The 12,311-nt window shown below is 64.8% G+C and carries 11 protein-coding genes and 1 tRNA gene; 8 read left to right on the top strand and 4 right to left on the bottom strand.

Going from position 1 to position 12,311, the window contains the following annotated elements; genetic code table 11:
- Positions 1-6: 6 nt before the first annotated feature.
- Together CKW39_RS06700 and CKW39_RS06695 are read left to right on the top strand one after the other, a co-directional pair.
- Positions 7-915 (top strand): metal ABC transporter ATP-binding protein, encoded by a 909-nt coding sequence (locus CKW39_RS06700; RefSeq protein ID WP_095797372.1) that lies wholly within the window; start codon positions 7-9, stop codon positions 913-915.
- Positions 912-1,886, top strand: a complete 975-nt coding sequence (locus CKW39_RS06695; RefSeq protein ID WP_095797371.1) for a metal ABC transporter permease — start codon at positions 912-914, stop codon at positions 1,884-1,886. Before CKW39_RS06700 ends, CKW39_RS06695 begins: the two co-directional genes overlap by 4 nt.
- Here the strand turns inward: CKW39_RS06695 and CKW39_RS06690 are convergent.
- Positions 1,791-2,756: a diacylglycerol kinase family protein gene (locus tag CKW39_RS06690; RefSeq protein ID WP_095797370.1), complete on the bottom strand. Its 966-nt coding sequence runs from the start codon at positions 2,754-2,756 to the stop codon at positions 1,791-1,793. The two genes, CKW39_RS06695 and CKW39_RS06690, sit on opposite strands and share 96 nt — an antisense overlap.
- A 2-nt stretch (positions 2,757-2,758) precedes the next feature.
- Positions 2,759-3,178: a Fur family transcriptional regulator gene (locus CKW39_RS06685; RefSeq protein WP_095797561.1), complete on the bottom strand. Its 420-nt coding sequence runs from the start codon at positions 3,176-3,178 to the stop codon at positions 2,759-2,761.
- Positions 3,179-3,259: 81 nt separating this feature from the next.
- Here CKW39_RS06685 and CKW39_RS06680 point away from each other — a divergent pair, with 81 nt between their 5' ends.
- Together CKW39_RS06680 and CKW39_RS06675 are read left to right on the top strand one after the other, a co-directional pair.
- Positions 3,260-3,916 carry an MBL fold metallo-hydrolase gene (locus tag CKW39_RS06680; protein WP_095797369.1) on the top strand — a complete coding sequence of 219 codons (657 nt, stop codon included), beginning with the start codon at positions 3,260-3,262 and terminating at the stop codon, positions 3,914-3,916.
- Between the two features lie 99 nt (positions 3,917-4,015).
- Entirely contained in the window at positions 4,016-4,444 is a 429-nt protein-coding gene (locus tag CKW39_RS06675) for an HIT family protein (protein WP_095797368.1), read from the top strand.
- 73 nt (positions 4,445-4,517) lie between these two features.
- Here CKW39_RS06675 and hrpA read toward each other — a convergent pair whose 3' ends face one another.
- Positions 4,518-8,648, bottom strand: coding sequence for an ATP-dependent RNA helicase HrpA (gene hrpA, locus CKW39_RS06670; protein WP_095797367.1), 4,131 nt, complete (start codon positions 8,646-8,648; stop codon positions 4,518-4,520).
- A gap of 161 nt (positions 8,649-8,809) precedes the next feature.
- Here hrpA and CKW39_RS06665 point away from each other — a divergent pair, with 161 nt between their 5' ends.
- The 4 genes from CKW39_RS06665 to CKW39_RS06650 are packed head-to-tail and all read left to right on the top strand — an operon-like array spanning position 8,810 to position 11,979.
- Positions 8,810-9,799, top strand: a complete 990-nt coding sequence (locus CKW39_RS06665) for an ABC transporter substrate-binding protein (RefSeq protein ID WP_095797366.1) — start codon at positions 8,810-8,812, stop codon at positions 9,797-9,799.
- 6 nt (positions 9,800-9,805) lie between these two features.
- Positions 9,806-10,765: an ABC transporter permease gene (locus tag CKW39_RS06660; protein ID WP_095797365.1), complete on the top strand. Its 960-nt coding sequence runs from the start codon at positions 9,806-9,808 to the stop codon at positions 10,763-10,765.
- A 3-nt stretch (positions 10,766-10,768) separates the two neighbouring features.
- Positions 10,769-11,602, top strand: coding sequence for an ABC transporter ATP-binding protein (locus CKW39_RS06655; protein WP_095797364.1), 834 nt, complete (start codon positions 10,769-10,771; stop codon positions 11,600-11,602).
- Positions 11,603-11,607: 5 nt separating this feature from the next.
- Positions 11,608-11,979 (top strand): hypothetical protein, encoded by a 372-nt coding sequence (locus CKW39_RS06650; protein WP_238663250.1) that lies wholly within the window; start codon positions 11,608-11,610, stop codon positions 11,977-11,979.
- 204 nt (positions 11,980-12,183) lie between these two features.
- Here CKW39_RS06650 and CKW39_RS06645 read toward each other — a convergent pair.
- Positions 12,184-12,256 (bottom strand) — tRNA-Arg (locus CKW39_RS06645).
- Between the last annotated feature and the right edge of the window lie 55 nt (positions 12,257-12,311).

The raw sequence follows: 12,311 nt of genomic DNA, 5'->3' as shown, positions 1-12,311 counted from the left end.
AGCCGTATGACCCTCCCCACCAAGGTGGCACCAACCATTCACACTTCAGCGGCCCAGCCCGCCACTCCCACCACCACGCCGTGGTCCGCCCCAGACAACCAGCGGGATTCGGGCCAGGCAGTGGTCGAACTCAAGAACGCGGATCTCGCTTTCGGCGACCGCGTGCTGTGGCGCGACCTCAACCTCACCATTCGTGAAGGCGAGTACTTCGCCGTGCTCGGTTCTAATGGAACGGGTAAGACCAGTTTCCTCAAGGTGCTGCTCGGGCTGCTCCCGCTGACCCGGGGAACGGTCTCGGTCACGGGGGAGCGCCCCGGAGCGGCCTCGCGACATGTGGGGTACGTACCCCAGCAGCGCGGCTTCTCGCCACGGACACCGCTGCGTGCCCGGGACCTGGTGGCCCAGGGCATCGACGGGCACAAGTGGGGGATCAGGCTCCACAGCCGCGCGGTCAACGAACGGGTGGACGAGCTGCTCGACAAGGTCGGCGCGGGCGATTACGCCAACGCCCCGGTGGGGCTGCTCTCGGGTGGCGAGCAGCAGCGACTGCGCATTGCCCAGGCCCTGGCCACCGACCCGGAATTGTTGCTGTGCGACGAGGCGCTACTGTCCTTGGATCTGAATCATCAGTACATCGTCAGTGAGCTGGTCAACCAGCAACGCGTGGACTCGGGTAGCGCCGTGGTGTTCGTGACGCACGACATCAACCCGATCATCGATCACGTGGACCGCATCCTGTACCTGGCCGGCGGCTCCTTCAAGATCGGCACGCCCGATGAGGTCATGCGCTCCGAGGTGCTGTCGGAGCTGTACGGCGCCGACATCGAGGTGCTGCGCAGCAACGGCCGCATCATCGTGACCGGTCGCCCCGACAACACCCACCACATCTCGTCCCAGGAAGGTCTCATTCCGTGATCCCAGCCCAAGTCGATTGGGACTCGATCGTCGATTCCGTGTTCGTCTTCGACAACTACGGTGAATTGCTGGTGCTGCTGAGCAACTCGCTGTGGGCCGGTGCCCTCCTGGGGCTGGTCGGAGGGCTGGTGGGCACGTTCGTGATGATGCGCGACCTGGCCTTTTCGGTGCACGGCATTGCGGAACTGTCCTTCGCCGGCGCGGCTGCGGCCCTGTTGATCGGTTCGGACATCGTGACCGGTTCACTGCTAGGCTCAGTGCTTGCCGCGCTGATCATCGGTTTCATGGGACTGCGCGCCCGGGACAGTAATTCGTTCGTGGGCGTGCTCATGCCGTTCGGGCTGGGCCTGGGGATCCTGTTCCTGTCGCTCTACGAAGGTCGCTCGTCCAATAAGTTCTCGTTGTTGACCGGTCAGATCGTGTCCGTGTCCCCGGTGCAGCTGACATCCATGATCGTGTTGTCCATCGTGGTGGTGGCCGGGTTGCTGATCGTGTGGCGTCCGCTCACGTTTGCCAGCACGGATCCCGTGGTGGCCGAGGCCCGCGGCCTACCCGTGCGCACCCTGTCCATCGTGTTCATGGTGCTGCTGGGTATTTCCGTGGCCATGTCGGTCCAGATCGTGGGCGCGCTGCTCGTGCTCGCCCTCTTGATCACCCCGGCTGCCGCGGCCATGAATCTCACGGTGGCACCGGCGCGGATCGTGGTGCTGTCGGTGGTCTTCGCGGAGCTGTCCATGGTCGGCGGCATCCTGCTGGCGCTGGGCGGATCCATTCCGATCAGCCCCTACGTGACCACCATTTCGTTTGCGATCTGGCTCGTCACCCGCGTGATCCGTGGAATCCGTGAGCGCGGCTCCTCGTATCGTCGAGGCGGCTCAGAAAAGGACCCGCACGGCCGCGGGCAGGATACGCACCTGCACGGGCAGGGGCCCCAGGGGCTCCCCGTCCCCGTGAGCAACGTGCGCGGGTAGTTCACCCGACGGCGCATCGTGCGGCGTCACGGTCATCGCGGTGACAGGTTCCAGCGCGATCTCCGCCAGGTTTTCGTGGGTTTTCAGTAGCAACCGCGGCAACAGGAACAAGATCCGCAGGGGCCGGGCGTCGGACACGGCAAAGAGTTCCGCCAGTCCGTCCCGATGATCGGCGCGCGGCACGATGGTCAGGCCACCCCCGTAGGACGACGTATTGGCCACCGACAAGAACGTGGCCCGGCGATCGACCACGCGCCGAGCGCCGTCGGGCCGGGTGTAGTCGATCGTGTAGTCACGCGAGGTGAGTCGCAGAATTTCCCAGACCAGGGCGACCGCGTATTTGGCGGAGACGCGGATTCTGCTCCAACGATTGGCGCGCGCGTTGACGCGGGCATCCAGGCCCAGGCACACGGTGGTCGCGCACACGTGTGAGGTGCCGTCGGCACAGTCCACGGCCAGGAGATCCATGTGCTCAGGCGTGGTTTCCAGACCGCGCAGCACACGGCCCGCGGCGCGTTCGGTGTCGCGCGTGGGGATCCCGCAGAACCTGGCCAGGTCGTTACCTGAGCCCGCCGGGATCAGACCGAACGCCACATTCACGCCCTGTTGCCCCACCTCGTGCAGAACCTGGAGGACCAGATGGGCCATGCCGTCCCCACCGACGGCAACCACGGCGGCTACGTGCAGAGCGCGGGATCGCAGGGTGCCGGTTAGTGTGGCGGAAAGCTCCCGCGCGGACGGGGCGTCGATGAAAACCGCGGTGTACCCGACTGCGGAAAAGATGCCGCGCGCACGGTCGCACGCAACGCGTGCCTGGGGGGAATTCCCGTTGTGCACCAGGAGGATGTCGCGGGGACGTTGAGCCGCCACCGTCAGCGTGACTCGCGCGCGCAGTTACCGCAGATGCCCGTGATTTCCACGGTGTGGTCCACGTCCGTGAACCCGTGCTCGTTGGCGGTGTCATCCGCCCAGTCCTCGATCGCGGGTGCCTCGAGCTCAACCGCGGCACCGCACGAACGGCACACCAGGTGATGGTGGTGGTGCTCGGCCTCGCAGCGGCGGTAAATGGCCTCACCCTCCGCGTTACGCAGGACGTCCACCTCGCCGGTGTCCGCCATGGACTGCAGGATCCGGTAGGTCGTGGCCAGGGACACGGACTGCCCCTCGTCCTGAAGGCGGCGGTGTAATTCCTGAGTGGAAATGAAATCTTCGAGGCTCCGCAGTGCCCCGGCAACGGCCCGGCGCTGCTTGGTGTTACGCACCTCGGGTTGCCCGGTGGTTTTTGTGCTCACGCCCGTCCCTTCCATGTGCTTGCTTCTTCAACCATGCTAACGGTTCGCATCTGCGGGGTGTTCCCGAGCTAGGCTGAAGTCATGTTGCTGACCAAGTTCACACACTCGTGCGTCCGGCTGGAGAAGAACGGCACATCCCTGGTGATCGACCCCGGGTCGTTCTCGGAGGTCGAGGAGGCGCTGGACGGCGTCAATCTGGTGCTGATCACCCACGTCCACCCGGACCACTACGACGCGAAGCGGCTGACCGCGGCGCTCGCGGAAAATCCCGAGCTGAACATCTACGCACCGCAGTCGGTCATCGACGAACTCGCGGAGGCCTCCGGGGAGGCCACGGACCGGTTGCACGCGGTCACTGCGGATTCCACGTTGTCGCTGGGCCCGTTCGAGGTCAAGACCTTCGGCGGCCAGCACGCACTGATCCACCCGCTGATTCCCACGGTGGACAACGTGGGCTTCGTGATCGACGACGCCGTGTTCCACCCCGGCGATTCCTTCGCCGTTCCGCACGGGCTGACCGTGCCCACCGTGCTGGTCCCGTTGCACGCCCCGTGGTCCAAGATGTCCGAGGTCATCGACTTCATCATCGCAACCCGCGCCACCAACGTGTACCAGATCCACGATGCGCTGCTCTCCGATATCGGTTTCGGGATCGTCGAGAAGCAGGTCACCAAATTCTCCGAGATGTACGGCACCGAGTACCGCCACCTGGAAACCCGCGAGTCCGTGGAAGTCTGATCCGCACCGTCCCGTAACCCGGCCGCGGCCCATGGCGGGTGGGATCCGCGGATCGAGACCACCGTACAGACCCAGAAGTTCGATCGAAAGGAAGTCACCGTGAGCTCCGTTTTCACCAAGATCATCGAGGGCGAACTGCCCGGCCGGTTCGTGTGGTCGGACGAGCAGTGCGCCGGATTCCTGTCCATCGCACCGCTCTCGCAGGGACACGTCCTGGTGGTGCCACGCGAGGAGATCGACTCCTGGCTGGATCTGCCCGACGAATTGGCGGAGCACCTGATGACCGTGTGCAAGACCGTGGGCCAGGCCATCGATGAGGTCTTCTCACCCAAGCGCGTGGGACTGATGATTCAGGGCTTCGAGGTGCCCCACGCCCACCTGCACGTGTGGCCCACCAACACGATCGAAGAATTCGATTTCGACCAGGTGGACAAGGACCCGGACCCCGAGGTCATGGACGAGACGGCCCGCAAGATCCGTGGCGCACTGGTCGCCGCCGGTCACGAGGCCCACGTTCCCCAGGACTAGGGGTAGCAGATGGCGCCGGGCACCACTGGTGCGCGGTGCCTCAGCTCATGGACATCCGCCGAGGCGGGTTGGCTCAGCGTTGCGTCACGTCGCGCAGTGCTTTGCGGACCCGCTTTTCCGATACCGTGCGCGCGGTGCCCAGCTCCTGTGCGAACAGCGATACGCGCAGCTCTTCCAGATCCCATCGAACACGGGTGAGCGCCTCGGGCACGGGAGCGGTCGGGGGAACGGCCGCCCGTGCACCGCGGTAATCCTGTTCGATGTCCTGAACCAGCACCATGTTCACGCTGTCGCGCTGGATATGGCCCGAGAGCTTGTCCAGACGCGCATTGATGGCTTTCACGTAGCGGGGTAGGTGCTGCAGCGCGTGCCATCCGGTGTCCGCCACGAATCCGGGGTAGATCAGGCGATCGATCTGCTCGGACATGTCCTTGAACGCGGGCACCGCAGCCAACGAGCCCGGCTTTCTGAGTCGCTTGCGTAGCGTGGTGGCTTCCGCGAGCGTCTCGGTGACCAGAGCCGTCACCGCGAACACCGTATCGATCAATTCGGCGCGCACGTGCACGGCCAACTCGTCGAATTCGGCCTTGGTGAACGGCGGTTCCTCGGGTACCAGCCGGTCGATCGCGGCCACGGTGCAATCGCGAATCAGCGCGTCCACGGAACCGTGCGGATTCTGCGTGAAGATCAGCCGTTCCCGCTGGCTCAGATGATCCACGACGTAACGATGCACCGACGGCAGCGTGCGTTCCAGCAGCGCAATCACCCCGTGGCGCTGTGCCGAACGTTGTTCGTCCTGCTGGGTCAGGATCCGCAGGTCCACGGTGGGCTCCTGCGTCGCGCCCTTACCGGTCTTTGCGGCATTGGGATTGTCCCGGCGGACCATGAGCGTGGGGTAGCCGGTGATGGTCTGCCCCGCTACCTGGGTCTGCACCGAGCGCGGCGGGTCTTTCTCCGGCCAGGTCGTCAGTCCCGTGCGTTCCAGACTTTCCGCCGACGACGCCGCTCCGCCACCCTTGGCACCTCGCCCGCCGCGACCCTTTGCCCCCGGACGCGGTGTATCGGGCTTACCGGACCGCTGAGCGCCGGAGGTGCCCCCGGCGGCGTCGGCGGCGTTGGCGAAGTCCGCGAGTTGGGAGGCCGCGCTGCCCAGCGAGTCGGCCAGGGCGCGGCGGATCTGCGGCCTGAGCCGATCCTTGAGTTCGGCGAGGTTCCCGCCGGTTCCGAGCACCTTGTTGCGGGCGTCGCGCACCTCGAAGTTCATGCGCAGGTGAGCCGGAAGCACGCTGGGCTGGAAGTCCGTGGCCTGCACCTGATGTCCGCGCAGCCGGCGCAGCACGGTGGCCAGGGATTCCAGTAGCGAATCCGTTTCCGGGGAGAACTCCGCCGACAGCACGTCCACTGCGGTGGCGGCCATGTCCGGGGCGGGTACGAAGTTGCGCCGCACGGCCTTGGGCAGGGACTTGATGAGGGCGGTGACCAACTCGGTGCGCAGACCGGGGATGTGCCACTCGAATTGCTCCGGGGCCAGACGATCCAGGAACAGCACGGGCACGCGCACGGTCACACCGTCAGCGGTCTCCGAACCGGGGGAGAACTCGTAGTCGAGGTCCAGCGACAGGATGCCGTCCGGAGACGCCACGTTCCAGGTGCGCGGGAAGGACTGCGTGTCGAGCTCGGCGACCTCCGGGGCGATCAGCGCGTCCGGATCCAGGTCCAGCAGGTGCTCGTTGCTGCCGCGCGCCTTCTTCCACCACGCGTCGAAGTGCCGCTGGGACACCACGTCCGCGGGGATGCGCGCATCGTAGAAGTCGAAGAGCACCTGGTCATCCACGCGCAGGTCCTTGCGGCGCATGCGGTTCTCGAGTTCCTCCACACGCTCCAGGCGCTGCTGATTGCGCTGGTAGAACCGGTGCCGTGTTTGCCAGTCACCTTCGACCAGGGCGTGGCGGCTGAACAGTTCGCGAGAGAGCTGCGGGTCCACCCTGGAGAACTGCACGGGTCGCTCGGTCACGAGTGGCAAGCCGTACAGCGTGACCTTCTCGTACGCCATCACGGCACCGCGGGAGCGGGACCAGTGTGGCTCCGAGTAGTTGCGCTTGATCAGATCCGGTGCCAGCTCCTCGACCCATTCCGGGTTGATGCTCGCGTTGGTGCGCGCCCACAGCCGTGACGTCTCCACGAGTTCTGCCGAGACGACCCAGTCCGGAGACGTCTTGAACAGGGCAGAACCGGGGAAGATCGCGAACTTGGTGCCGCGGGCACCGCGGTAGTCGCGGGTGCGTTCATCACGCACTCCGATATGGCTCAGCAGACCGGACAGCAGGCTCTGATGAATGGCGTCCTGATTGCCGGCGACGTCCAGCTCACGGGAGCTCCCCGGGTCGATCCCCACTTCGCGGGCGATCTGACGCAATTGGGCGAAGAGGTCCTGCCACTCTCGGATCCGCAGGAAATTGAGGTACTCGCGCTTGCACAGCTTGCGGAACTGCGAGGATGACAGCTCGTGTTGCTGTTCCTGGATGTATTGCCACAGCAGGCCGTAAGACATGAAGTCGGACGTCTTGTCCTTGAACCGCTTGTGGAACTCGTCCGCGGCCTGCCGATGCTCCAGCGGCCGTTCGCGTGGATCCTGAACCGTGAGCGCTGCAGCAAGCACCATGACCTCGCGGACGCAATTGCGCCGCTTGGCCTCCACGATCATGCGCCCCAGCCTCGGGTCCACGGGCAGGGCCGCCAGGACGCGGCCGGTCTGGGTGAGTGGCGAATCCTGCTGGCCGCGGCGGCGTCGTCCCCGGGAACGACCGCGACCACCCGACGACGCCGCCTGCTCGCGTTGCTCGTTCTGGCCACCCGAGCGCAGCGCGCCGAGTTCGCGCAACAGCACCACGCCGTCCTTGACGGCGCGGGAATCCGGCTTCTGTACGAACGGGAATTCGGAGATGTCCGTGGGCTCGCGCACCACACCCACCGAAATCATCTGCAGGATGACCGCGGCCAGATTGGTGCGCAGGATTTCGGGGTCGGTGAACTCCGGGCGGGACTCGAAGTCCTCCTCGGAATACAGGCGAATGCACACGCCGTCCGACACACGGCCGCAACGGCCGGCGCGCTGCCGCGCGGACGCTTGGGAAATCCGCTCGATGGGCAGGCGCTGTACCTTGGTGCGCGCCGAATAGCGCGAGATTCTGGCGGTGCCCGGGTCGATCACGTACTTGATGCCGGGGACCGTCAGCGAGGTCTCCGCCACGTTGGTCGCGAGCACGATCCGACGCTTGGAAGACGGCGCGAACACCCTGTTCTGCTCCGCCATGGACAACCGGCCGAACAGGGGTAGCAGCTCGGTGCCGGCCAGTGCGCGATTGCGGTCGATGACTTTGGCCAGCGCGTCCTGGGCGTCCCGGATCTCGCGTTCACCAGCGAAGAAGATCAGGATGTCGCCGGGCGGCTCGGAAGCGAGCTCCACCACGGCATCGCACACGGCGTCGATGGGATCGCGGTCCTCGTCCTCGAGGCCGTCTCCCGTGTCCGCCTCGTCATCGCCGCCGTCGCCGGTGCGGGGCTGGGCGAGCGGACGGTAGCGGACCTCCACCGGGTAGGTGCGGCCCGAGACTTCGATGATGGGGGCGGGCTTCACCTGGTCGCCGTCCTCGGCGGGTTCAGCGAAGTGCTCGGCGAACCGCTCGGGATCAATGGTTGCCGAGGTGATGATCAATTTGAGATCCGGGCGGCGGGGGAGCAGGCGCTTGAGATACCCCAGCAGGAAATCGATGTTGAGGGAGCGCTCGTGGGCCTCGTCGATGATGATCGCGTTGTAGCGGCGCAGCATCGGATCGTGGCTGATTTCGGCAAGCATGATGCCATCGGTCATCAGCTTGACCTTGGAGTCCTTGCCGACCTCGGACGTGAAGCGCACCTGGTAGCCGACCGTCTGCCCGACCTGCTCGCCCATCTCGTAGGCAATGCGTTCAGCCACGGAGCGTGCGGCGATGCGGCGCGGCTGGGTGTGGCCGATCAACCCGTTCTCACCCAGACCCAGCTCCAGGCACATCTTGGGTAGCTGTGTGGTCTTGCCGGAGCCTGTCTCACCGGCGACCACCACCACCTGGTGATCACGAATGGCAGCGCTGATGTCGTCACGGCGCGCGCTGACCGGAAGGTTCTGGGGGTACACGATGCGGGGCGTGGTGCTGGACTCAGTCATGTCAACGCCCCAGTCTACGGGTCCGGGGCGGTACGCCACTCACGGCGTGCGGGCCCGTCAGAACACGATCCCATACCGAATGTGTGCCACGTCTCATTTTTTGACCGAACGGCAGGTAATATCCAGGCACCACTATTTGTCTTGAAAGGACGCCCACCATCATGAAGCGCACTCTTTCGCTAACCGCAGCGGTCGCCGCTTCCGCCCTGGTCCTGACCGCTTGCGGTTCGGGCGGCGGTGCCAGCCAGTCCGAGGAACCCCAGGAAGTCTCCGTGGGGATCGCTCAATTCGTGGAACACCCCTCGCTCGATGCCGCGCGAGAAGGTTTCGTAGCCGCCTTGGAAGAAGGCGGCTACAAGGAAGGCGACAACCTGAAGTTGGACGTGCAGAACGCCTCCGGTGACCAAGCCACCGCGACCAACATCGCCTCCAACTTCGCGTCGTCCGATAACGACTTGATCCTCGGTATCGCGACACCCACCGCTCAGTCCCTGGCACAAGCCGTGACCGACAAGCCCGTCCTGTTCACCGCCGTCACCGATCCCGTGGACGCCGGACTCGTGGACTCCATGGACGCGCCCGGAGCCAATATCACCGGTACGACCGACATGAACCCGGTCGAGGACCAGATCAAACTCATCAAGCAGTTCAAACCGGACGCCAAGTCCGTGGGCATCATCTACAGCTCCGGCGAGACCAACTCGCAGATCCAGGTGGAAGAGGCCAAGAAGGCCGCCGAAGCGGAGGGTCTGACCGTGGAGGAGAAGACCGTGACCACCACCGCGGAGGTCGCCCAGGCCGCGGAGTCCTTCAACACCGATTCCATTTACGTCCCCACCGACAACAAGGTGGTGGCCGGCCTCGAAGCAGTGGTCGGCGCCGCCGAGTCCAAGAAGATCCCGTTGATCGTGGGTGAAGGTGACTCGGTGGAACGCGGCGGTCTGGCAACCGAGGGCATCAGCTATGAACAGCTCGGCAAGCAGACCGGGGAAATGGCCCTTCGCATCATCGAGGAGGACGGCGACCCCGCCGAGATGGCCGTGGAATCCCAGAAGGAGACCCACTTGATCATCAATGCCGAGGCCGCCAAGGCCATGGGCATCGAGGTCCCCAAGGCACTGCTTGATTCCGCCGATGCAGTGATCCGGTAACCATTCATGATCGCCGGAATCGAACTCGGCCTGATCTACGCCGTGATGGCCCTGGGCGTCTATCTCACGTTTCGTGTGCTGGACTTCCCGGACCTCACGGTGGATCAGTCCTTCACCACTGGGGCCGCCACCGCGGCCATGATTATCCTGGGTGGTGGCAGCCCCTGGCTGGGCACCATCGCGGGATTCTTCGCCGGTGCGCTCGCGGGTCTCATCACGGGTCTGCTGCACACCAAAGCCCACATCAACGGCTTGCTGGCGGGTATTTTGACCATGACCGCCTTGTACTCCATCAACCTCAGAGTCATGGACAGCAAGGCCAACCTGGCACTGCTGCGCGAGGACACCGTATTCACCCCGCTGCGCGAAGCCGGGTTGCAGGGATCCGCGGTGGGAGTGCTCCTACTGCTCGCCGGGGTGCTGCTGGTCAAGGTCCTGCTTGACTGGTTCCTCTACACGGACGCCGGCTTGGCCATGCAGGCCACCGGTGACAACCCGGACATGATCCGTTCCTTTGGCGTGAACACGGATAACCAGAAAATTCTCGGTCTGTGCCTGTCCAACGGCATGGTCGGCTTGTCCGGTGCGCTCGTGGCTCAGTACCAGGGTTTTGCGGACATCGGCATGGGTATCGGCCTGATCGTCGTGGGCCTGGCTTCCGTGATCCTGGGTCAGGGCATCTTCGGAACGCGCACGGTCATCATTGCCACCGCGGCCGTGATCTTCGGGTCCGTGCTGTACCGACTGGTGATCACCGCGGCCCTGCAGCTGGGTCTGAACCCGTCCGACATGAAGCTGATCTCCGCCGTACTGGTGGTCATCGCGTTGGTGCTTCCGCAAATGACGTTCTTCAAGCGGTGGAATGCGCGCCGCAAGGACCGCGAGGCACGCAAGGTCCAGGCCGGCGTCGAACCCGGCGTGGGGACACCCGCTACCGTGGGCGGTCGCACAGGAGAGGGGCAATAAACCATGTTGACCATCACCGACGTGCGGAAAACGTTCTTCGCCGGAACCGTCAATGAACGCGTGGCTCTGGACGGCGTGAGCCTGACCGTGGAACCGGGAGATTTCGTGACCGTGATCGGCTCCAACGGCGCCGGTAAATCCACGATGTTGAATACGGTCTCCGGGTCGATCATCCCGGACTCCGGCAGCATCCAGGTCTCCGGCGAACCGGTCACCAAGCTCGGGGAACACAAGAAGGCCCACTGGATCTCTCGCGTGTTCCAGGACCCCATGAAGGGTTCCTCGCCCAATCTGACCATCGAGCAGAACATGGCCATTGCGTCCCGCCGCGGCAAGTCTCGCCGACTGTCCATGGGCGTGACGCGCTCGCGGAAACAACAGTTCCGGGACGAGCTGGCCAAGTTGGAACTCGGGTTGGAGAACCGGCTGGGTGCCAAGGTGGGGTTGCTGTCCGGCGGCCAACGCCAGGCACTGTCCCTGCTCATGGCAACGTTCTCATCACCGGAGATCCTGCTCCTGGACGAGCACACCGCGGCCCTGGATCCCCAGCGCGCCAAGCACGTGACGGAACTGACCGAGCGCATGGTGTCCGAACAGAACCTCACCACCATCATGGTCACCCACAACATGGAACAGGCCCTGCGTCTGGGTAACCGGTTGATCATGATGCACGAGGGCAAGATCCTGTTCGAGCTGAACGAGGAGCAGAAGGCCAGATCGACCGTGTCCGATCTGCTGTCGGAGTTCCAGAAACTGCAAACGGTCAGCGGGGAACCCACACTTGATGACGCTACGCTGCTAGAAACAGTCCGCGTCACCAAAGAAGGAAAACCGTAGTCATCGTGAACACGAACAGGCGCCAGCGCACCACATCAGTCATCTCTTTGGCGGGTCTGCTGGCCCTGTTCGTGTGCATCTTCACTCTTCCTCCGGCCCTGGTACACCTCGGGCGGGCGGCGTCAGAAAGTGCATCGGTGCCCCTGACCGGCACCGCACTGGCCACGATCATCGTGGGCTTCGGCACGCTTCTGATCGGTGGGGTGCTGAGCATCATCGGCATGGCGCGGAGGCGTACCACGGCCCCGGTGCACAACCCGGAAGATGACTACGTGGCCGAGCAGTTCGGCGAGGGGGAGATGCTCCACGACTACGACCCCATGGAGCTGAATCCGCACCTTCGGGCGCGGCAACGACACGGCGATAACGAGCGCTGACGAACGAAACCCCCGGGCTGTTGCTCCGGGGGTTTCTTCGTGGTGCAGCGTGCATAACCGGTTGCATCGACCGCGCTGAGGCGAGGGGCGGGGCCCGACCGCCGAGTGGGCGTTGTTGGGTACGAGGCCGAACCGCGACGGAAGAGGACCGCGCGGGGCGGGGGAGCGGCGTCGTCGACGGAAAAGGCGCGTTAAACGAAAAAGTGCCCGCGATAGGAATCGAACCTACGACCTTCTGCTCCGGAGGCAGACGCTCTATCCCCTGAGCTACGCGGGCGGGGGCTGTCCTGCGGGTCCGTGAACCGGGCCGTGAACAACTCGATCGATATTAG

This window comes from Kocuria sp. WRN011 (assembly GCF_002295155.1).
Lineage (GTDB): Bacteria > Actinomycetota > Actinomycetes > Actinomycetales > Micrococcaceae > Kocuria > Kocuria carniphila.
The sequence above is the reverse complement of the archived record's forward strand: the minus strand, read 5'-3'. Positions and strand labels throughout refer to the sequence as shown.

What these genes read in the sequence shown, in the direction of transcription:
- CKW39_RS06700 (WP_095797372.1), top strand. Translation starts at nt 7, where the DNA reads ATGACCCTCCCCACCAAGGTGGCACCAACCATTCACACTTCAGCGGCC.
- CKW39_RS06660 (WP_095797365.1), top strand. Translation starts at nt 9,806, where the DNA reads ATGATCGCCGGAATCGAACTCGGCCTGATCTACGCCGTGATGGCCCTG.
- CKW39_RS06665 (WP_095797366.1), top strand. Translation starts at nt 8,810, where the DNA reads ATGAAGCGCACTCTTTCGCTAACCGCAGCGGTCGCCGCTTCCGCCCTG.
- CKW39_RS06680 (WP_095797369.1), top strand. Translation starts at nt 3,260, where the DNA reads ATGTTGCTGACCAAGTTCACACACTCGTGCGTCCGGCTGGAGAAGAAC.
- hrpA (WP_095797367.1), bottom strand. Translation starts at nt 8,648, where the DNA reads ATGACTGAGTCCAGCACCACGCCCCGCATCGTGTACCCCCAGAACCTT.
- CKW39_RS06655 (WP_095797364.1), top strand. Translation starts at nt 10,769, where the DNA reads ATGTTGACCATCACCGACGTGCGGAAAACGTTCTTCGCCGGAACCGTC.